The sequence below is a fragment of the Pseudomonas sp. FIP_A4 genome (genome assembly GCF_036701605.1).
GTDB lineage: Bacteria > Pseudomonadota > Gammaproteobacteria > Pseudomonadales > Pseudomonadaceae > Stutzerimonas > Stutzerimonas phenolilytica.
In genome coordinates, this window is sequence record NZ_JAYDXP010000121.1 from 375,393 (window position 1) to 395,608 (window position 20,216).

General features: G+C 59.0%; 22 protein-coding genes and 2 tRNA genes. 11 read left to right on the forward strand and 13 right to left on the reverse strand.

Features of this window, described 5'->3' with window-relative positions; all coding sequences use genetic code 11:
• Positions 1–78 precede the first annotated feature (78 nt).
• Positions 79–294, reverse strand: coding sequence for a ribosome modulation factor (rmf, locus tag U8L64_RS09110; protein ID WP_043297034.1), 216 nt, complete (start codon positions 292–294; stop codon positions 79–81).
• Between the two features lie 357 nt (positions 295–651).
• Between rmf and rlmKL the strand changes: the two genes are divergently transcribed.
• Positions 652–2,829 carry a bifunctional 23S rRNA (guanine(2069)-N(7))-methyltransferase RlmK/23S rRNA (guanine(2445)-N(2))-methyltransferase RlmL gene (gene rlmKL / locus U8L64_RS09115; protein ID WP_333396367.1) on the forward strand — a complete coding sequence of 726 codons (2,178 nt, stop codon included), beginning with the start codon at positions 652–654 and terminating at the stop codon, positions 2,827–2,829.
• Between the two features lie 52 nt (positions 2,830–2,881).
• On the opposite strand, the gene dacB is transcribed toward rlmKL, so the two are convergent.
• A complete protein-coding gene (dacB, locus tag U8L64_RS09120; protein WP_333396368.1) occupies positions 2,882–4,339 on the reverse strand; it encodes a D-alanyl-D-alanine carboxypeptidase/D-alanyl-D-alanine endopeptidase in 1,458 nt (485 codons plus the stop codon).
• A 270-nt stretch (positions 4,340–4,609) separates the two neighbouring features.
• Here dacB and U8L64_RS09125 point away from each other — a divergent pair, with 270 nt between their 5' ends.
• Positions 4,610–4,954, forward strand: coding sequence for a YggL family protein (locus tag U8L64_RS09125; RefSeq protein WP_054093157.1), 345 nt, complete (start codon positions 4,610–4,612; stop codon positions 4,952–4,954).
• On the opposite strand, the gene U8L64_RS09130 is transcribed toward U8L64_RS09125, so the two are convergent.
• The 6 genes from U8L64_RS09130 to U8L64_RS09155 form a co-directional block, all read right to left on the reverse strand.
• On the reverse strand, positions 4,938–6,035 hold the full coding sequence (locus tag U8L64_RS09130; RefSeq protein ID WP_156714800.1) for an FUSC family protein: 1,098 nt from the start codon (positions 6,033–6,035) through the stop codon (positions 4,938–4,940). The genes U8L64_RS09125 and U8L64_RS09130 overlap by 17 nt on opposite strands.
• 2 nt (positions 6,036–6,037) lie before the next feature.
• Positions 6,038–7,369, reverse strand: coding sequence for a deoxyguanosinetriphosphate triphosphohydrolase (locus U8L64_RS09135; RefSeq protein WP_043297027.1), 1,332 nt, complete (start codon positions 7,367–7,369; stop codon positions 6,038–6,040).
• A gap of 135 nt (positions 7,370–7,504) precedes the next feature.
• Positions 7,505–7,825, reverse strand: a complete 321-nt coding sequence (locus U8L64_RS09140; RefSeq protein WP_156714796.1) for a hypothetical protein — start codon at positions 7,823–7,825, stop codon at positions 7,505–7,507.
• The gene (locus U8L64_RS09145; RefSeq protein ID WP_043297023.1) at positions 7,822–8,202 is read right to left on the reverse strand and encodes a phage holin family protein; all 381 of its coding nucleotides are present in this window, start codon (positions 8,200–8,202) and stop codon (positions 7,822–7,824) included. The genes U8L64_RS09140 and U8L64_RS09145 overlap by 4 nt, the downstream gene beginning before the upstream one ends.
• A gap of 13 nt (positions 8,203–8,215) precedes the next feature.
• Positions 8,216–8,620 carry a DUF883 family protein gene (locus U8L64_RS09150; protein WP_234302454.1) on the reverse strand — a complete coding sequence of 135 codons (405 nt, stop codon included), beginning with the start codon at positions 8,618–8,620 and terminating at the stop codon, positions 8,216–8,218.
• A 197-nt stretch (positions 8,621–8,817) separates the two neighbouring features.
• Entirely contained in the window at positions 8,818–10,143 is a 1,326-nt protein-coding gene (locus U8L64_RS09155) for an OprD family porin (RefSeq protein WP_234302453.1), read from the reverse strand.
• Positions 10,144–10,556: 413 nt separating this feature from the next.
• Between U8L64_RS09155 and U8L64_RS09160 the strand changes: the two genes are divergently transcribed.
• The gene (locus tag U8L64_RS09160; protein WP_333396751.1) at positions 10,557–10,796 is read left to right on the forward strand and encodes a glutaredoxin family protein; all 240 of its coding nucleotides are present in this window, start codon (positions 10,557–10,559) and stop codon (positions 10,794–10,796) included.
• A gap of 105 nt (positions 10,797–10,901) precedes the next feature.
• Here the strand turns inward: U8L64_RS09160 and U8L64_RS09165 are convergent.
• From U8L64_RS09165 to mobA, 3 genes are all read right to left on the reverse strand, one after another.
• Positions 10,902–10,978, reverse strand: a tRNA-Pro gene (locus tag U8L64_RS09165).
• A gap of 151 nt (positions 10,979–11,129) precedes the next feature.
• Positions 11,130–11,351 (reverse strand): YgdI/YgdR family lipoprotein, encoded by a 222-nt coding sequence (locus U8L64_RS09170; protein WP_008569001.1) that lies wholly within the window; start codon positions 11,349–11,351, stop codon positions 11,130–11,132.
• 44 nt (positions 11,352–11,395) lie between these two features.
• On the reverse strand, positions 11,396–11,998 hold the full coding sequence (gene mobA / locus U8L64_RS09175; RefSeq protein WP_333396379.1) for a molybdenum cofactor guanylyltransferase MobA: 603 nt from the start codon (positions 11,996–11,998) through the stop codon (positions 11,396–11,398).
• Between the two features lie 347 nt (positions 11,999–12,345).
• Here mobA and U8L64_RS09180 point away from each other — a divergent pair, with 347 nt between their 5' ends.
• Complete coding sequence (locus U8L64_RS09180; protein WP_333396754.1) at positions 12,346–13,377, forward strand: acyltransferase family protein; 1,032 nt, start codon at positions 12,346–12,348, stop codon at positions 13,375–13,377.
• Positions 13,378–13,431: 54 nt separating this feature from the next.
• Here U8L64_RS09180 and U8L64_RS09185 read toward each other — a convergent pair whose 3' ends face one another.
• Complete coding sequence (locus U8L64_RS09185; protein WP_333396382.1) at positions 13,432–13,725, reverse strand: I78 family peptidase inhibitor; 294 nt, start codon at positions 13,723–13,725, stop codon at positions 13,432–13,434.
• Positions 13,726–13,922: 197 nt separating this feature from the next.
• Between U8L64_RS09185 and U8L64_RS09190 the strand changes: the two genes are divergently transcribed.
• Entirely contained in the window at positions 13,923–14,324 is a 402-nt protein-coding gene (locus U8L64_RS09190; protein WP_043297011.1) for a PA2779 family protein, read from the forward strand.
• Positions 14,321–15,268: a PA2778 family cysteine peptidase gene (locus U8L64_RS09195; RefSeq protein WP_234302450.1), complete on the forward strand. Its 948-nt coding sequence runs from the start codon at positions 14,321–14,323 to the stop codon at positions 15,266–15,268. Before U8L64_RS09190 ends, U8L64_RS09195 begins: the two co-directional genes overlap by 4 nt.
• 5 nt (positions 15,269–15,273) lie before the next feature.
• Here the strand turns inward: U8L64_RS09195 and U8L64_RS09200 are convergent, their stop codons facing one another.
• A complete protein-coding gene (locus U8L64_RS09200) occupies positions 15,274–16,557 on the reverse strand; it encodes an NAD(P)/FAD-dependent oxidoreductase (RefSeq protein ID WP_156714792.1) in 1,284 nt (427 codons plus the stop codon).
• A gap of 170 nt (positions 16,558–16,727) precedes the next feature.
• On the opposite strand from U8L64_RS09200, the gene U8L64_RS09205 reads away from it, so the two are divergent.
• From U8L64_RS09205 to rplT, 5 genes are all read left to right on the forward strand, one after another.
• Positions 16,728–16,804: transfer RNA gene (locus U8L64_RS09205), tRNA-Val, on the forward strand.
• Between the two features lie 224 nt (positions 16,805–17,028).
• Positions 17,029–18,951: a threonine--tRNA ligase gene (gene thrS / locus U8L64_RS09210; protein ID WP_333396388.1), complete on the forward strand. Its 1,923-nt coding sequence runs from the start codon at positions 17,029–17,031 to the stop codon at positions 18,949–18,951.
• Positions 18,951–19,502, forward strand: a complete 552-nt coding sequence (gene infC, locus U8L64_RS09215; RefSeq protein WP_175415090.1) for a translation initiation factor IF-3 — start codon at positions 18,951–18,953, stop codon at positions 19,500–19,502. Before thrS ends, infC begins: the two co-directional genes overlap by 1 nt.
• A gap of 61 nt (positions 19,503–19,563) precedes the next feature.
• Complete coding sequence (gene rpmI / locus U8L64_RS09220; RefSeq protein WP_003298367.1) at positions 19,564–19,758, forward strand: 50S ribosomal protein L35; 195 nt, start codon at positions 19,564–19,566, stop codon at positions 19,756–19,758.
• Positions 19,759–19,785: 27 nt separating this feature from the next.
• A complete protein-coding gene (rplT, locus tag U8L64_RS09225; RefSeq protein WP_003289524.1) occupies positions 19,786–20,142 on the forward strand; it encodes a 50S ribosomal protein L20 in 357 nt (118 codons plus the stop codon).
• Positions 20,143–20,216 lie beyond the last annotated feature (74 nt).

The window sequence follows — 20,216 nt, forward strand, 5'->3', positions numbered from 1 at the left end:
GCTCCGGATCGGAGCCCCTGGGCTTCTAGCCCGCCGCCCGGATGGGGCGTGCGATGAAGAGTCGGTCAGGTCGGGTAATCAGCCGACCGCGTGGAGTTCGTTCAGTCGATGCAGACCGGCGGTGCCGGTCAAACCATCCCAGTTGTCGCCGCGACCCTCCCGCCAGCCGTTGATCCAGGCTTGGCGCACATTGGGATGGGTGAAAGGACACAGGTCGCGAGATTTGCCATGTATGCCGTGTTGATAACCGCGCAGGAATGCTCGTTCCATCGGATCACGCTTGAGTCTTCTCATTGGGTATTGCCCTCAGTGGTTGACTGGTGTTCCTGGTGGCCTCATGGCGAGACCGGGCAGACAGGGCTGCCGTTGGGTCCGCTGCCGGCGTGGCGGACGCCATCGACCTCATTGCGATGGTCGATTGGGAGGAGTTCTAACCCAATGGCCGAGAGTCTGGAATGATCGTTTTGTCATAAGTAGGTAACCAAACTATGGTTCAGCCCATAAGCAGTGTGTACTGCCGGGCCTAGAGCGGCCCGCCCGCAACCGCGCGATTGCGCCGTTGCGCGTCTGTGTGACGCAGGGCATTTTTTTGCTGAGCCATTCCGACGAAGGGTCGGATCGTTCCGCTTCGAACACTCACTGGAAACATCCATGACCGACCGTCACGAACTCATTCTCACCTGTCCCAAGGGACTCGAAGGCTTGTTGCTGGAGGAAGCCCGGCAACTGGGACTGGAGGACGCGCGTGAGCAGACCGCGGCGATCCGCGGTTACGGTGCTCTGGAGGTCGCGTACCGTCTGTGTCTCTGGTCGCGCCTGGCCAATCGTGTGCTGCTGGTGATCAGCCGCTTTCCGACCATGACCGCCGAAACCCTATACGAAGGCGTGCGCAGCGTGGACTGGGCCGAGCATCTGGAGCCTAGTGGCAGCTTGGCGGTCGAATTCAGCGGGCGCGGCTCAGGTATCGACAACACTCATTTCGGTGCACTCAAGGTCAAGGATGGCATCGTCGATCGTCTACGCACCGCCAGCGGTGAGCGGCCCACGATCGACAAGCTCAACCCTGATCTGCGCGTGCACCTGCGCCTGGACCGCGGCGAGGCGGTACTGTCGATCGATCTGTCCGGACACAGCCTGCACCAGCGCGGTTATCGCCTGCAGCAGGGCGCTGCGCCGCTAAAAGAAAACCTGGCGGCCGCCGTGCTGATCCGCGCCGGCTGGCCGCGCATTGCGGCGGCGGGTGGCGCGCTGACCGATCCGATGTGTGGCGTGGGTACCTTCCTCATCGAGGGCGCCATGATCGCCGCGGACATCGCGCCCAACCTCAAACGCGAGCGCTGGGGCTTCAGTGCCTGGCTCGGACATGTGCCGGCGCTATGGAACCGCCTGCATGATGAGGCCGAGTCCCGTGCTGCGGCTGGTATGGCACGTCCGCCGTTGTGGATTCGTGGCTACGAAGCCGATCCACGCTTGATTCAGCCCGGGCGCAACAACATCGAGCGCGCCGGGCTCGGCAACTGGATTCGCATCTATCAGGGTGATGTGGCGACGTTCGAGCCGCGTCCCGACCAGAACCAGAAGGGGCTGGTCATCTGCAACCCGCCCTATGGCGAGCGCCTGGGCGACGAAGCGAGCCTGCTGTATCTCTATCAGAACCTCGGCGAGCGCCTGCGCCAGGCTTGCCTCGGCTGGGAGGCGGGGATCTTCACCGCGGCGCCTGACCTGGGAAAACGCATGGGCATTCGTAGCCACAAGCAGTACGCCTTCTGGAACGGCGCGCTGCCGTGCAAGCTGCTGCTAATCAAGGTCGAGCTCGACCAGTTCGTGACCGACAATCGCACCGCGCCGCCGCAGCCAAACGCCGCGCCGGCGCCCGTCGAAGTGGCGCGGCTGAGCGAAGGCGGGCAGATGTTTGCCAATCGCCTGCAGAAGAACCTGCGCCTGTTGGGGAAATGGGCGCGCCGCGAGGGTATCGAGTGCTACCGCCTATACGACGCCGACATGCCCGAATACGCCGTGGCGGTGGACCTGTATCGCGACTGGGTGCATGTGCAGGAGTACGCGCCGCCGCGCTCGATCGACCCGGACAAGGCCCAAGCGCGTCTGCTTGATGCCTTGGCGGCCATTCCGCAGGCGCTGGGTGTGCCGCGCGAGAAGGTTGTGGTCAAGCGTCGCGAGCGGCAGAGCGGGACGCGCCAGTACGAACGGCAAGCGGCGCAAGGGCAATTTCTGGAGGTAATCGAAGGCGGCGTGAAGCTGCTGGTCAATCTCACCGATTACCTCGATACCGGGCTGTTCCTCGATCACCGGCCGCTGCGCCTGCGCATCCAGCGCGAGGCAGCGGGCAAGCGCTTTCTCAACCTGTTTTGCTACACCGCGACGGCTACGGTGCATGCGGCCAAGGGCGGCGCCCGCAGCACCACCAGCGTGGACTTGTCGCGCACCTACCTGGACTGGGCGCGGCGCAATCTTTCGCTCAACGGTTTCTCTGATCGCCAGCGGTTGGAACAGGCCGATGTCATGGAATGGCTGGCGGCTGATCGCGGCGAATACGATCTGATCTTCATCGATCCGCCGACCTTCTCCAATTCCAAGCGAATGGAGGGGGTGTTCGACGTGCAACGTGACCATGCCGCCCTGCTGGACCTGGCGATGGCGCGGCTCGCGGCTGGTGGCACGCTGTATTTCTCCAACAACTTCCGCAAGTTCGAGCTCGACCTGAGTATCGCCGAGCGCTACGCGGTGGAAGAGATCAGCGCCGCTACGCTGGATGAGGATTTCCGGCGCAACCCGAAAATCCACCGCGCCTGGCGACTACAGGCTCGCTGACGGTACTGGCCGATTGCATGAGGGCGGCCCGAAGGCCGCCCTCATGCATTAATCAGCGCTGGGCTGTGTCCGCGTGACGCTGGTTGTGCAGGCTGACCAGCACCTGATCGAGGATGGATGACGCGCCCCACGGGCGGGGATGGTTGAGAATCGCCACCACCGCCCAGGTGTTGCCGTCACCGTCGCGGCTGTAGCCGGCAATCGCGCGCACCGTGTTGAGCGTACCGGTCTTGATGTGCGCCTTGCCGGCGACTTTGGTGTTGCGCAGGCGCTTGCGCATGGTGCCGTCTACCGCAGCCAGCGGCATCGAGGAGATGAACTCGGCGGCATAGGGGCTGCGCCACGCGGCCTGCAACAGACTGGCCAGTTCGCGTGCGCTGACGCGTTCGGCGCGAGAAAGGCCGGAGCCGTTCTCGATGACCAGATGCGGGGAAATCAGCCCTTTCTTCGCCAGCCACTGCCGAATGACCCGCTGCGCGGCCTTGGAGTCGTCGCCGTCCGCATCGTTGCGAAACTCCGCGCCGAGGCTGAGGAACAACTGCCGGGCCATCGTGTTGTTACTGTACTTGTTGATGTCGCGGATGATCTCCACCAGGTCCGGCGAGAATGCCCGGGCCAGCAGGCGTGCATCGTCCGGCACCTGGGCGACGCGATCCTGGCCGAGAATGCTACCGCCCAGTTCCTGCCAGATTGCGCGCACTGCGCCGGCGGCGTAGTTGGGATGGTCAAGCAGCGACAGGTAGGTCTGGGACCGACAGCCGGCGGCCAGTTTGCCGCTGACCACCACTGTCACGCCGTCGGCGTCGCTGACCGGGTTGAACAACACGTCAGGCCAGCCCGGGCATTTAGCGGCCGGCAGCGGCTTGACGCGGTTGTCGATCTTTACGTTGGCAATCGGCGGTTCGACGGCCACGCTCACCTTGCCTGCATCGTTGCGCACGATGAAGCGCAGCGCCTTTAGGTTGACCAGTAGCGAGTCGGGGCCGACCAGAAAGGGTTTGTTCTGGTCGCCGCCATCGTCATTAAAGATTGGCAGTTCGGGCTGGATGAAATGGCTGCGATCGAGCACCAGATCACCGGTGACCTTGCGCACGCCGTTAGCCCTTAGATCACGTAGCAGCAGCCAGAGCTTCTCCATATTCAGCTTCGGATCGCCGCCACCCTTGAGATAGAGGTTGCCATTGAGCGTGCCGTCGACCAGCGGGCCGTCCGCATAGAATTCGGTCTTCCACTGGTGACTGGGGCCGAGCAGTTCCAGCGCGGCATAGGTCGTCACCAGTTTCATCGTGGAGGCGGGGTTGACCGAGACGTCGGCATTGACGAAGGTCGGTGCGCCCTTGGCGTTGAGCGGCAGCATCACCACCGACAGGGCGTTGGTCTCGATCTTGTTGGCCTTGAGCGCCTTGACCACCTGCGGCGGCAGGTTCTGGTTGGTCGGCGCAGCGTGCGCCTGCCAGGCCAGCGGCGCGGTCAATGCGGCGATGGCCGCGCAGCGGAGGAATTTATTCATCTGATGGCGCCTCTGAAAAACGGGCACGAACTACTGGTCGCGGCATACGGATTCCCACTGCTTCAAGGGAAAAGGTGCGGGCATTATGCCTGTGCACCGGAGGCACGGTGCCCCACTCCGATAAGCGTAGCCGGGCAGGCCATCATCCTGCAAAAGAGCAGTGCGCTGACTATTGGCGGCAAGTGCCGCAGGCAGGCTGGTTTCGTCGCCTAAGTGCGGCGTAGCTGGTACAGTGCGCGCCGTTATCAAACTAGAAAAGGATCACTCCAGATGGCTACCAACCGTTCGCGTCGCCTGCGCAAGAAGCTCTGTGTCGATGAATTCCAGGAACTCGGCTTCGAGATCAACCTGACCTATCGCGAAGGCGTGGACGCCAAGGCCGTGGACGACTTCCTCGAGGCGTTCGTTACCGAAGCGATGGAAGCCAAGGGGCTCGGCTATATCGGTGGCGAGGATTATGGCTTCGTTTGCCTCGCTCGTCGCGGTTCGGTCAGCGAAGAGCAGCGTGCGCAAGTGGAAGCCTGGCTGAAGGGGCGTGCCGAATTGGCCGAGTACACCGTCAGCCCGCTGATGGATGTCTGGTACCCGGAAAACCCGATCAGGACCGAGGCGTAGTCGCGTCTCGCGCCTGCTCCTCTTGAGCCATCGCCTGCGGTCGTCTCGACGACCGTCTGGTGATGAGCCGGCGCAGCAGGTACATGGCCAGCGTTGCGCCGAGGGCGATCCCGACGCCGATGGTTGCATTGATCAGCCGCATTTGCGGCAGGTTCCAGTCCTGCGCCAGTGTTTCGGCCAGCAGCAGGAAGCCGAGCGTCGCCTGCAGAACGAACAGCCCGTAATGATGCGCCTGGAACGCCCGTCCGAAAAAGATCAGCGGCAGCAGGATCATTACCATCAACGGCGGATCCGCCAGACTGTGGCCCATATAGATCAGAATGGCCGCCGCACCGAGAACCCCCAGGCAAGCCTGGAGCGCCCGCATCAGGCTGCGCTCCATGTCCAGTTGCAGCGTGGTGAACACCGCCAACGTCAGCCAGTAGCCGCGCGGTAGGTCTGCCAGTTCGACGATTGCGCCGCCGAGCGCGCAGGCCAGCACATAGGTCAACGCATGGTGCCTCCACTGACGGATCGGCGTGCGCCGCGCATGGCGCCGCAGCACGCGCAGCAGGCTCATCAGACGCGGCATGTAAGGCCACATGCGCAAGCCATGCACACCGCGCATGCCGAACGCGAGCAGCGTCACCCACAGCCCACCGAGCGCGAATAATATTGCAATCGCATAAGGGTTGTTGAAATCAGCGATGCCGTACTGGCCCTGACCCAGGCACAGGCAGATCGCCAGGCCGATGCCCAGTTTTCCGGCCTCGTTGCCGTAACGCTGCAGCCAAGCCAGCAGTAGGCCGTAGAGTGCGAATAGACCGAGGCTGATCAGCGGATGAGTGGCGGACCAGAAGCCCAGCCCGGCGCTGCAGGCGCCGAGTGCAATTAGCAGCAGCATGCGTAGCATGCCGAAGCGGTGCAGCGGGTTGGCCTTAGCGGCCTGAAATGCCCCCACTGTCGCCCATAAAAACCCCGGGTGCCCGCTGAACAGGCCGAGCAGCAAGGGCAGGGCGCAGCCCAGCGTGGCAACCGCGGCCGCGCCCCAGGCGGGGCGCCCGGGATGCCAGCGCAGGCTTTCGGTCAGCAGATGCCTCATGGTCACACCGGGCTGGAGCGGCCAGTCATCTCGCTCGCCATTTCCGTTGCGTAGCTGTCAGTCATGCCGGCGATGAAATCGATCACTCGCAGGAAGGAGTGATACAGCGGCGCGTTTGGGGTAGGCGCGTTACGGCCCAGCAGATCGAGAATGCGCTGATTTTTGAACGAGAGGCTGCGGCCGCGATGCTGTTCCAGTGCAGCACCGCAGAAAGCGTTAAGAAGAATTTCGAGCGTGGTGTAGGCGCCGATCTCGTGAAGCGTCTTGCGCTTGTCCTGGAAAATCTTCTCGCGCGCCAGCGCCTTGGCCTGCAGCACGCACTGCTTGGCGGGGCCGTGCATGTGCTCGACCAGATCGCCCGGCAATTGGCCGCGCAGCAGGTTGTGCTGCTGCGCGACGAAAGCCCGAGCAGCGGCGTTGGTGAGGTGCTCGATCGCCTTGCCCCGCAGGATTGCCAGCTTGCGCCGCCGAGAGTCCTTCGGGCCGAGCTGACGATAGGTTTCCGGTAGATCGTCGCCGACCAGGCCGAGCAGCAGGGCTTCGACCTCCGGGTAGTCGAGCAACTCCATCTCCAGGCCGTCTTCAAGGTCGATCAGCCCGTAGCAGATGTCATCGGCCGCTTCCATCAGGTAGACCAGCGGATGTCGCCCCCATCGCTGATCCTCCACCAATGGCAGGCCGAGCTTCAGCGCGATCTGTTCGAGTAACGGTCGCTCGTTCTGATAGCAGCCGAACTTGTGCTTCTTGTAGCCCAGTGCCTCGGCATGCCGCGAGGTCCATGGATATTTGAGATATGTCCCCAGTGTGGCGTAGGTAAGTCGTGTGCCGCCGTCGAACTGGTGGTACTCCAATTGCGTAAGCACCCGGAAGCCCTGAGCGTTGCCTTCGAAGTTGAGGAAGTCCGAACGCTGGAAATCGCTCATGTCATCCAGCCAGCCGCGATCCGCAGCCTGCTGGAACCAGTGACGAATCGCGTCTTCGCCGGAATGGCCGAAGGGCGGGTTGCCGATGTCGTGGGCGAGGCAAGCGGACTGCACGATCATTCCCAGATCGGCCGGAGAGCACCATTCAGGCAACTCGTCACGTAACACCTCGCCGACCCGCATGCCGAGCGAGCGACCCACGCAGCTGACTTCTAACGAATGGGTCAGGCGTGTGTGGATGTGATCGTTGCTGGAAACGGGGTGCACCTGCGTTTTGCGGCCCAGACGGCGAAACGCGCCGGAGAAGATGATGCGGTCATGATCTTTATGAAACGGACTCCGGCCCAGCTCCTCGCTGCTGTGTGTGGATTTGCCGAGTCGTTCACGGGTAAGCAGGGTATGCCAGTCCAAGGACTATCTCCATATGGCCTCCAGCGGGCGCGATTAAGCTAGCACAGTCGTTGCCGTCCACCGATGCGGCTAAGGTCCTGTCGCATCGGTGCAGGTTTGCGGTGCTTTGCCGTGTGCCCGAGTGACGCACAACTCCTAGCGCAATTTGCTGCGCAACTTCTGCTGCCCTTTGATCAGGGGATAAAGGGTGATCGCGACGCGAGCAAGCGTACCGAGTCTGCCCAGTCGGCGACCGAACAGCGCCAGGACCACGGTCGCAGCCATCATCAGCGGCCTCTTCCCTGTACCAGCGCCTCCGCCTTCATGACGTCTCGCCAGCATGCTTCGCGCCTGTTCGAATGGATGGCTCAACGGCTGCGCATGGTAGAGCAACTGCTGCCGGTGCATCTCCATTCGCAGGCGAACCAGCTCCTTGCGCATATCCAGATCGCTGGCGGTACTCAATTGCTGACTCATGGCAATAAGCGCTCCCGGTCGCGGGTGAGTTCCTCAATCGTGGCTTGAAAGGGTGAGGCGCAGGCTCTGGCAAGCTTCAGCGCACGACCGATACAGATCGCCATGCCGACAGCGTAAATGGCGCAAAGTACCAGGATCGCCGTGATTCGGTGGCTATCCCAGAAGACGATCACCAATGCTGCGGAAAGGCCGATCAGCACCAAGAGCCCCAGGATCAGGCTGACCCCGGCGAGAAGAAAAAGCCGCACAGTCCTGGCTTTTTCCTCCTGAAATTCGATGCCGAGCAGTTCCAGATGCCCTTGCAGCAGGCCGACAAACGCCCCGCCCAATTTCTTCAGCGAGGGCTTTGGTGCTTCTTCGCCGGGTTCGACCTCCATTGACTACCTCGACTTAGCGACGTGAAGAAAGCAGGCCCAGCAGGAAGCCGACACCAGCAGCAATGCCTACCGATTGCCAGGGGTGATTCTGGACATAGTCTTCGGTGCATTGAATTGCGGCTTGGCTCTGCTCGCGCATGGAGGCTTCGCGTTCTTTGAGTAGCGCTTTTGCTCGAGCCAGATTCTCATTGATCTTGCCGCGCAGCTCTTCGCTCTGTACGCCGGCAGTTTCCTGAGTGTGCTTGAGCAGGCGCTCGGTATCCCCGATCAGCGTATGGAATTCGTCGATCAGGGCGTTTTGCGCATTGTGCAGATTGCGCCGATGAGCCGACTTGTCGAACAGCGGTGTGTGATGCTCATGAGATGAATCGGGAATCGGGGTTTCGTCGGTAGTGCCGAAGGTAGACTCGGTAGACATGGGGCGGCTCCTCGAGATTGTGCCGGAACGATGTGTTCCGGTGCTGCAAGTTTCGAGCATAGCCCGCAGGTAAGGTTCCCGCTTCGTTTAACCCGGGCGGGCATAAGTGGAACTGTGGGTTCTACAGTTCTATTGGAGATAAAAAGAACCCGCCGAAGCGGGTTCTTTTCTGCTGCAGCGTATACAGAAATGCGCTATTACAGTAGCGGGATGGTGTAGCTGACGATCAGACGGTTTTCGTCGATGTTTGTGCCGCGGCTGTAGTTGTTGCGCGCCGTGGCATTGCGCCACTTGACGTTCAGGTTTTTCAGTGCACCGGTTTGGAAGGTGTAGGCGATATCGGTGTTGCGTTCCCATTCCTTGCCTTCGGTGCCTGCATCTGCTCCAGCGGTGCGCTCAAAGTTATCGCCGGAAACATAACGCGTCATGAAGGTCAGACCGGGAATACCCATCGCTGCGAAGTTATAGTCGTAGCGCGCCTGCCAGGATTTCTCGTCGGCGTTGGCAAAGTCGTTTACCTGAATAAAGTTGACGAGATAGGGGTCAACGTTGCCGCCCAGATAAGCGAAGCCGGTGTCTCCGGACATCTTTTGATAACCCAGGCCGAAGCTATGGCCACTGATGGAATAGGTAACCATCGCGCCAAACGCCTTGTTATCGACATTGGTGCTGCCATCATCCTTCGAGCGCTGATAGCGCAGATCAGTCTTCAGCGACTGGCCTTCGGCAATCGGCAGGACATGGATCAGGTTAAACGCGTTCTGCTTGTAGAGATCTTCGAGCTTGCTGTAGTAGTAGCTACCGGTCAGGTTCTTGCTGAATTGATAGGTTGCACCGGCGAAACGGAAATCGTCGGATTCATTTGCAGCGCCGCTTTTTCGAACAATATTACGCGTGCCCGCACCTTTAGTCGGATCAGCAGCATCTGCTGCACTCACCGCACCATTCAGCGTCAAAATCTCATTATCGCTCGATGCACGCAGGTTGTTACGATTGGCGTAGCCGATATCGAGAGTCAAGCCGTCGATTTCTTTCGAAACCAAGTTGGCACCCTGCATCAGTGCAGGTAGCAGGCGGCTGTCGCTGTTGGCAACGGCCGGGTTCTTGAATTGCATCGTGCCGATTTTCAGAACGGTTTCGGACATCTTCGCCTTAGCGGTCATGCCCACTTCGGAGAAGTCGTCCGCTGCGGTGTCGCCGTCGCCCGGAAGAAGCTGGGCGCCATTGCTATAGCGACCGCCGCCGGAATCCAGTTTCACGCCCAGCAGGCCAATTGCATCGACACCGAAACCTACAGTGCCTTCGGTATAACCAGATTCAACTCGCAGCAGAAAACCCTGAGCCCACTCTTCTTGCTTGCTCTGGCCAGTGCCTTCACGGAAATCACGGCTGAAATAGAAATTACGCAGTTCAAGGCCGGCCTTGGTGTCTTCGATAAAGGCAGCTTGAGCCATGGACGGGATAGCCAGTGTTGCTCCCAGAGTGGCTAGGGCCACGCCCCGGGCGATGGGGGTCTTGAGCATTTCTTATTTCTCCTCGTTGGATGATGCTCTGAAAGTCGCTCTTTACGGCGTCCTGCAATAAAACATTACAGGACAATTTCAACCTTTAGACTTTAGTCTTCAGGAACTCACAGTCAACGTGTTTAGACAGCGCCGTCTGTATGTTCCCCGCATCGACTGCTCCGGTGATATCGCACCTGACTGTCGAAGCGGCATCTGTCGGATGTGAATTACCCTGCAATCTGTCCGTTGCTTCGGGTTGCGGCATCCTAGCGTTTCGGTGCGCGAGAGTCGAATTTTGCGGTTAATCAAGCCGAGCGATGCGTGGAGCTTCACAAAATCATGCGGAGGGGAAGCGGCTACCGAGGGCATCGAATCGCGAAGCGACTGCTAGAATGCGCTCTAACTGGAATTGGGATATGAATGAGTCGCTTATGCTGCCTGAATGTCAGCTTTTCGGAACCCTTGGTTGTCACCTGTGTGAGCAGGCCGAGGAGATACTGATGCCTCTGGTTGAGCATGGCCTGCTCGTGGAGTTGCTGGATATCGCTGAAAGGCCGGAGTGGGTTGACTACTACGGCCTGCGCATTCCGGTGTTGCGTCGGGTGGATACCGGGGCGGAATTGGATTGGCCGTTCGAGGCTGAGCAGGTAGTGGGTTTTCTGCAGATCTGAGCGCCGTGCCGACTAGACTGTATGTTGTCAGCTCGCGAAACGAAAAAAGCCGACTTCAAGGTCGGCTTTTTTAATCTTGCACTTGATCGTGCAGAGATCGGGAGTTGGTCGGAGCGACTGGATTCGAACCAGCGACCTTCTCGTCCCGAACGAGACGCGCTACCAAGCTGCGCTACGCTCCGAAGATGGCGCGCATTCTACAGAAAAAGTTTTGTTGCACAAGGGTTTAGTAAAGATTTTTTTGACGGCTATTTGGCTGTGGCCGATCAGGCGCGGGGCGTGGCGAAGAGCCGAGGGTTGGCGGAAGGGGGCGCCAACCCATCGGGCGGATACTCAGAGTTCGCGGACGGTCCGAACCTGATCCTTGTTGACCTTGCCAGGATTGCCGTCGAGCTGTTCGTACTCGTAGAAGCCGGATTCATCGTCGTACTCGGGGTGGTCGAGCGTCTGGATTTCTCGGCCATCGTTAAGGGTGATAACGCTCGGATTGGCGCATCCGGTGAGTGCCCCCAGTCCGACGATGACAAGCAATGCAGGAATAATGCGTGAGGTCATGGTCCTTGCCTCCTTGGTTATGATGCAAGTGGGACGGGCGTCCGCTAGGCTAAGTTCCCGAGATCCCAGCGTTCGAGTAGTTCCGGGGTGTTGAGGTTGGCCAGGCGTGGATCGTCCTCGGCTATATCCAATGCTCGTGATCCTAACGCCAGCAGTACCTGGCGAGGGCTGCGAGCGCCGGCCTGCCAAGCTGCTTCGAGACGCGCAGCCAGGCGTGTCGGGATCATGCTGAACAACGGTTCCCACTGCGCCGAGCGGCGCACCATCAAGGGATGCAGAGGATCCTGCGTGGCAATTGCGTGGAGGCTCCGCAGCAGCAGCGCATCAATCTTCGGCGCGTCGCAAGGCAAGATCATCAGCCAATCATGATGTGCAGCGGCAAGCCCTGCCCGGATTCCGGCCAATGGTCCTGGAAAATCGGGTTCTTCATCTGAGAGCAGGCGATCCGCGTAAGGTGCATAGGCGGTCTGGTTGCGGTTGCATGACAGCAACAGATCGTCGGTTAGTGCGCGAACGGTCTCATGCACCCAGGCAATCAGCGGTTGTCCATGCCACTCGATCAATCCCTTGTCCCTGCCGCCCATGCGCTGGCCTCGACCGCCGGCAAGCAACAGGATGGAGCACGCGGGAAGAAGGCGGTCGCTCATGGCAGGCTCCGAGAAAAAAGCAGTGATATACACCCGGTCTGTTTGCATCACAACTGGGCGCACCAGGTCGCGATCGATCGTTTCGATGACGCTTTCGCGTCGCCCATTTACGTGGCTTCTCCGCGGTAACGCGCTGTAGTGCTTGGTGGATCAGACGTTTCGCATGCCTCTGACGCCTATTCATTTGGTGAGCGGGGCTGAGTGTTATGGCTGCTTGACGCTGGAGGCTGTCCTTTTGCCGAGGCGCAAACAAATCCTCGAAAGCATTGTCTATCTGCAGCATCCGCTCTCAAGCGCAGGCTGAGCGCCGGCTTTCCGATGCCTTCACAACAAGGAGAACGATGATGATGCAGGAGAGAAATGTCTGGGTCGATTATGCCAAGGCGATAGGGATTATCCTGGTCGTTTATGGACACGTCGCGCGTGGGGTTTTCAACGCGGGCCTGCCTATGGATGAAGCTAATTACGTACTGGTGGACAGCATCATCTATAGCTTCCACATGCCGTTGTTCTTCTTTCTGTCGGGGCTTTTTTTCTTCGACTCGCTGCAAAAGCGCGGCAAAAGCGGGTTGATCATCAACAAGGTCGATACCATCGTTTACCCATTCATCGTCTGGTCGCTATTGCAAGGACTGATCGAGGTCGTGCTTTCCAATTACACCAATGGTGAGGTAACGCTGGCCGAGGTGTTCTCCCTGTTGTGGATGCCGCGTGCCCAGTTTTGGTTCCTGTATGCGCTGTTCCTGGTATTCGTGCTCTGTTCCTTTCTATACGCGCGAGCTGACCGTCGTTACTTCTTGCCGATGGTGGTGCTGTTTGGCGTGCTGTTCGTATTCAAGGATGCGCTCACGGTCAATACGGCGACCAGGTTCATTCTCGGCAATACCGTTTTCTTCGCGCTGGGCATCTGGTTCAACGAGGTTAAGCAGTTCTTTCTAGCGCGCTGCGTACAGCTGACGCTGTTCTTCGGAGTGCTTTTCGTGGTCGGGCAATACCTGTTCCACATAATGTTCGGGATGAACTACGTGGATGGTGGCTTGCCTGTGCTGGCGCTGGCAACCATTTCGATCTTCTTTATGGTCGCGCTCTCCATGTGGCTGGGGCAGTTCCGGGTGGGCTGGTTGCTCTTCCTCGGTGCGTCGTCAATGACGATCTATCTGATGCACATCCTGGCAGGCAGTGGTGTGCGCGTAATTCTTGCTAGTTTCCTGGACATTGATTCGATACCGGTGCATCTGGTCCTGGGAACTCTGGTTGGTATAGCGGCGCCGCTGCTCGCTCAGGTCGTGATCAATCGCTATCGGCTGGGTTTTCTTCTCACGCCGCCCAAGCCCGTATCGGCATCGAATCTCCGCGTGCGCAGAGCGATGGCGCAGTAGCTCTGCCGCGTCATCATGGTTGAGGGGCGCGGTCATCTGCAGGTGGTCGTGTTCTTAACCGCATGTTAGCCGCTGGATCTTCAGATTCTTGTCGGTGTGGATGTTCAGTCGCCGTGAGTCGTATTCCAGAGTGACGACTTGATCCGGGCGCAACAGGCGTGCGGATTGCGCTCCGGCCAGCTCGCGTGCCTGCTCGAGTAATTGTGGGGTAGCGATTTGGCCCAGCAGGTGCTGCACGTGCTGCGAGTTGCACGTGTTGCTGCTGGCTTCGATGGGCGCGGAATGCCATTGACAGCCTGCAAGAAGTGAGGTGACGAATAGCAGCAGTACGCAACGCGGTCTAGACATGTCCTTTTCCATTGAGGCCGATTGAATTTGATCAACTACGATCAACGTTAGTGGCGGATAAGTGAAAGGTAAATGCCGGCCAATCAGAGTCCGTCACGAAATACCTGACAAGCGGGAACCGAAGCAGCTGTCGTTCGTCTTATTGGCTGATGGCCTTTTGCAGTCGCACAGGCCGATCTCGAAAAAGGAGTAGCACCATGTTCAGCTCATCCCTGCTCAAGCGTGTCGCTGCTGTTGTGGCGGCTTTGCACTTCATGCTGGTTGCGCAGATTCCGATGGCGCAGGCGGCGATGATTGGTACGCCCGAAGTTATTGCCGAGCAGCAACAGCAGGTCGATCGCCAACAGCTGCTTACGATGTTGGAAGATCAGGACGTGCAGAAGAAGCTCGAGTCGATGGGAGTCGATCGGACGCAGGTAGAAAAGCGCATTAACAGCCTGACCCCCGCAGAGCTGGCGCAGTTCAATCAGCAGCTCGATCAGGCTCCGGCCGGCGCCGGTGTGGTTGGGATAATCGTGCTGTTTCTGGTGATCTTCATCATCACTGACATGCTCTGTGCAACCAACATTTTCAATTTCGTCAATTGCATCAACCGTTGACCCGGCGCCTTGCTTGGCTGGTGTCGCTGGTCGTTCTGCTCGTTGGCTGCGCACAGCAACCGCTTAACATTGGGAGTGCGCAGCTGCCGGAGCGGATCGAGCTGGTCGATACGCCATTCTTCGCGCAGGAGGATTATCAGTGCGGACCGGCAGCGCTGGCGACAATGCTGGTGCATGGTGGACGGCGGATCACTCCTGAACAGTTGGTCGATCAGGTCTATATCCCGCAGCGCCGTGGAAGTCTGCAGGTAGAGATGGTAGCCGCTGCGCGTGCGAACGGGATGCTGGTGTATCCGTTGCGACCACGGCTGGAAGCACTACTGAAGGAAGTGGCGGCGGGAAATCCAGTATTGGTATTGCAGAACTTGGCCTTCGACCGTTGGCCGCAGTGGCATTTCGCTGTGGTGATCGGCTACGACCTGGGCGAGCAGGAGATCATTCTGCGCTCTGGCACCACTCGGCGTTGGGTCGGCAGTTTTCGCCAGTTCGAGCGCAGCTGGGCGAAGGGTGATCGCTGGGCAGTCGTGACTGTTAGGCCGGATCGAATGCCGGCGACGGCCGAGGAGGCGGTCTGGCTGCGGGCAGCAAATGACCTAGAGCAGGTTGGGCTGGCGGATTCGGCGCAAGCGGCCTATCGCGTGGCCGGCGAGCGATGGCCTGGCGGCATGCCGTGGTTTGCGCTAGCTAACAGTCAATACGCCCTGGGTGATCGACAGGCTGCAGAGCAGGCGCTGCGCATCAGCGTGAGCCGCGATGCCGGATTCGCTCCCGGATGGTTCAACCTTTCGCATGTATTGGCAGAGAAAGGTTGCCTCAACGAAGCGCAGCAGGCGCGCACTTGCGCGGTGAGTATTGCGCCGCAGGATACGCGCTTTGCCGAGCCTCTGCCGCTTCCCGTCGATGGTGTGCGACAGGCTTGCCAGGCTATTCCTGCCTGCCGCTAATGTAATCAAATGCCCAATCTATCGCGCAGGCTGTAGTAGAGCGCGCCAAGCGCGCTCAATGGCACCCTTAGCTGATGTCCGCCAGGAAAGGGGTGGTGCGGCAAGCTGGCGAAAGCGTCAAAGCGTTCTGCCTGGCCGCGCAAGGCTTCAGCAATGATCTTGCCGGCCAGGTGGGTGTAGGTGACGCCGTGGCCGCTGCAGCCCTGCGAGTAGTAGATGTTGTCCCCCAGGCGTCCGACCTGCGGTAACCGCGACAGCGTAAGCAGGAAATTGCCGGTCCAGCTGTATTCGATCTTGACGTCTTGGAGTTGTGGAAAGGTCTTTAGCATCTTGGGACGAATGATCGATTCGATATCGGCCGGGTCGCGCGCGCCATATGCCACGCCACCACCGTAGATGAGGCGCTTGTCGGCAGAGAGTCGGTAATAGTCGAGTAGGTAGTTGCAGTCTTCGACACAGTAGTCTTGCGGCAGGAGGCGGTGGGCGAGATCACCGTTCAGCGGTTCGGTCGCAACTACCTGGGTTCCGCATGGCATCGATTTGGCGGCGAGTTCGGGCACCAGTCCGCCAAGGTATGCGTTGCCGGCGATTATCAGAAATTTTGCATGTACCGAGCCTTGCTCGGTGTGCACCACTGGCTCAGGACCGCGATCGATACGGATTGCCGGGCTTTGCTCATAGATGACGCCGCCCAGCGACTCCAGCGCTGCAGCCTCGCCCAGCGCAAGGTTGAGTGGATGGATATGTCCGCCTAGCTTGTCCAGGGTCCCGCCGATATAACGATCGCAGGCGACGATTCGGCGAATGGCATCTCGATCGAGCACTTCCAGCTGATCGTAGCCATAACGCTCCCAGAGCGCTTTCTGCTGCTCGAGGTGGTGCATTTGTTTGTGCGTTAAAGCTGCAAAAACGCCGCCATTCTTGAGGTCGCACCGGATATCGTAACGGGCGATGCGTTCACGAATGATCCTCCCGCCTTCGAACGCCATTGCGCCTATCAGGCGTGCTTCGTCGGCACTAACACTGCGCTCCACGTGGTCGAGATCCCGGCTGTAGCTGTTGACGATCTGTCCGCCGTTGCGTCCGGAAGCGCCGAAGCCTACCCGGGCCGCCTCTAGGATCACCACCTGATAGCCCTGTTCGGCGAGAAACAGCCCCGCGGAAAGGCCGGTGTAGCCGGCGCCGATGATGCAGACATCGGCGTGCTTGCTTTCACATAATGGTGAGCGTTCCGGTGCTGGATTCGCTGAAGCAGCATAAAACGACTGAGGGTAGGGCGTGTTCGGCATTTTGACATACCTGTTGTATATATTTGACGCGATGCTAGCGTGGCTATTTGCGCTTCGCCAGTGCCGCCGTTTGATTCCCGGCCCGCCGGGTAAAATTTTCAAATATCAGCGGGTTACCTCAAAAAAAACTTGACTCTCGCGAGGGTGGCTATAGAATGCGCCCCCATCGAAGGCACATAGCTCAGTTGGTTAGAGCACCACCTTGACATGGTGGGGGTCGTTGGTTCGAATCCAATTGTGCCTACCAATTCGAAAAAGGGTCGCGAAAGCGGCCCTTTTTTTTGGCTTGCTTGTCAGCTTGCGTGGCTTTCTGAAAGCATGTCTGTTTGATTCTTCCAGTGACTTCGGTTTGTGCGACTCGAGCCTACCGGCATCTGCCACTGTGCGGCAGGAGATTCGCTGAATCGCTTTCCTGGCTCATCCCAACCCATGTGGCCTTTGGTAGGGGTCACCACTAGGAGAGGAGGCGCCATGCCCACCATTACTCTTCCTGACGGCAGTCAGCGTTCGTTCGATCATGCGGTGTCCGTTGCGGAGGTTGCGCAGTCCATCGGTGCGGGGCTTGCCAAGGCGACGCTCGCGGGCAAGGTAGATGGTCGGCTGGTCGATGCCTGTGATCTGATCGAGCGCGATGCCAGTGTGCAAATCATCACTCCAAAAGATGAGGAGGGGCTGGAGATCATCCGTCACTCGTGCGCACACCTGATCGGGCATGCAGTAAAGCAGTTGTATCCGACTGCACGGATGGTGATCGGGCCGGTGATCGACGAGGGCTTCTATTACGACATCGCCTACGAGCGCCCCTTTACGCCGGATGACGTCGCTGCGATCGAAGCGCGTATGCGTGAGCTCATCGACAAGGATTACGACGTCATCAAGAAGGTCACTCCGCGCCAGGAAGTGATTGATGTGTTCAGCTCGCGTGGTGAGGAATACAAGCTGCGCTTGATCGACGATATGCCGGACGAGCAGGCGATGGGCCTGTACTACCACGAGGAATACGTGGATATGTGTCGTGGTCCGCACGTTCCCAATACGCGCTTTCTTAAGGCATTCAAGCTGACCAAGCTGTCGGGTGCTTACTGGCGTGGCGATGCCAAGAACGAGCAGCTGCAACGAATCTACGGCACGGCTTGGGCGGACAAGAAGCAGCTGGCGGCCTACATCCAGCGCATCGAGGAAGCGGAGAAGCGCGATCACCGCAAGATCGGCAAGCGCCTTGATCTATTCCATACCCAGGAAGAAGCGCCGGGCATGGTGTTCTGGCATCCGAACGGCTGGACGCTCTACCAAGTGCTTGAGCAGTACATGCGCACCGTTCAGCGCGATAATGGTTATTTGGAGATCAAGACGCCCCAGGTAGTAGATCGGGTGCTCTGGGAAAAGTCGGGGCACTGGGCGAACTACGCCGAGAACATGTTCACCACCGAGTCGGAGAGTCGCGATTACGCGATCAAGCCGATGAACTGCCCGTGCCACGTGCAGGTCTACAATCAGGGACTCAAAAGCTACCGCGAGCTGCCGTTGCGGCTGGCTGAATTCGGCGCCTGTCATCGTAACGAGCCGTCCGGTGCTCTGCACGGAATCATGCGGGTGCGCGGCTTCACTCAGGATGATGCGCATATCTTCTGTACCGAAGAGCAAATGCAGTCCGAATCCGCTGCATTCATCAAGCTGACTCAGGCGGTATACGCCGATTTCGGTTTCGACGATATTCAACTCAAGCTGTCGACTCGCCCGGAAAAGCGCGTGGGTTCTGATGAGCTGTGGGATCGGGCTGAGGCGGCTTTGGCTGCGGCGCTCGACAGCGCTGGGCTGGCGTACGATCGGCAACCGGGCGAAGGGGCGTTCTACGGACCCAAGATCGAATTCTCGCTGAAGGATTGCCTTGGGCGGGTCTGGCAGTGCGGTACGTTGCAGCTTGACTTTAACCTGCCTATTCGCCTCGGCGCGGAATATGTCAGTGAGAACAATGATCGTCAGCATCCGGTGATGTTGCATCGCGCTATTCTCGGTTCATTCGAGCGTTTCATCGGTATCCTGATCGAGCACTACGAAGGGGCCTTCCCTGCTTGGCTGGCGCCGACTCAGGCGGTGGTGATGAATATCACCGACAAGCAGGCCGAATTTGCTCTCGAAGTCGAAAGAACCTTGAGTCAAAGCGGGTTTCGTGCCAAGTCCGACTTGAGAAACGAGAAGATCGGCTTTAAAATCCGCGAGCATACTTTGCTCAAGACTCCTTATCTCTTGGTTATCGGGGATCGGGAGGTTGAGACTCGCTCCGTTGCTGTGCGCACCCGCGAAGGCGTCGATTTGGGCTCCATGCCCCTCGAGCAATTCGCGCAGCTGCTGGCGCAGGCGGTTTCCCGGCGTGGTCGCCAAGATTTGGAGTAATAGCTATTAAGCGTGAAATGAGACAAGACAAACGAACCGCACCCAAGGCCCCGATCAACGAGAATATCTCGGCTCGTGAGGTCCGTTTGATTGGTGCTGACGGCGAGCAGATTGGCATCGTCTCGATTGATGAAGCGCTTCGAGTAGCAGAAGAAGCAAAACTGGATCTGGTGGAAATTTCCGCCGATGCCGTTCCGCCGGTTTGCCGGATCATGGATTACGGCAAGCATCTCTTCGAGAAGAAGAAGCAGGTCGCTGCGGCGAAGAAAAACCAGAAACAGATCCAGGTAAAAGAAATCAAGTTTCGTCCAGGGACGGAAGAGGGAGACTATCAGGTCAAGCTACGCAACCTGATTCGTTTCCTTAGCGACGGGGACAGGGCCAAGGTTTCGTTGAGATTCCGTGGCCGTGAGATGGCCCATCAGGAGCTGGGGATGGAGTTGTTGAAGCGGGTCGAGACCGATCTGACTGAATACGGTTCCGTCGAACAGCACCCAAAGATGGAAGGACGCCAGCTGATCATGGTCATCGCTCCCAAGAAGAAAAAGTAACCACCAGGGCACTGGCAGGCCTTGCGGTTATTTGTAATCACCCACACTGTGGAGATCGAACATGCCAAAGATGAAGACTAAAAGTGGTGCTGCGAAGCGCTTCAAGAAGACTGCTAACGGCTTCAAGCACAAGCACGCTTTCAAGAGCCACATCCTGACCAAGATGACCACCAAGCGTAAGCGTCAGCTGCGCGGTTGCTCGCAAGTGCATCCGTCCGACGTTGCAAAAGTGGAGCGCATGCTGCGCGTTCGTTAATCCGGTCAAGACTCAGAGGAATAACTCATGGCTCGTGTTAAGCGTGGCGTCGTTGCCCGTCGCCGTCACAAGAAAATCCTGAAACTCGCCAAAGGCTACTACGGCGCGCGTTCGCGCGTGTTCCGCGTCGCCAAGCAGGCGGTAATCAAGGCTGGCCAATACGCCTACCGCGACCGCCGTCAGCGCAAGCGTCAGTTCCGCGCTCTGTGGATCGCTCGTATCAATGCCGGTGCGCGTGTTAACGGTCTGTCCTACAGCCGTTTCATCGCTGGCCTGAAAAAGGCGGCCATCGAGATCGACCGTAAGGTTCTGGCCGATCTGGCAGTGAATGAGAAAACGGCGTTTGCTGCGATTGTCGAAAAAGCGAAAGCTTCTCTGGCTTAAGCCCCGGCAATCACAGGCTTTCTAGCCTGCTGCAACGTCATCGATAGGGGAAGAGTCTTATGCTCTTCCCCTAT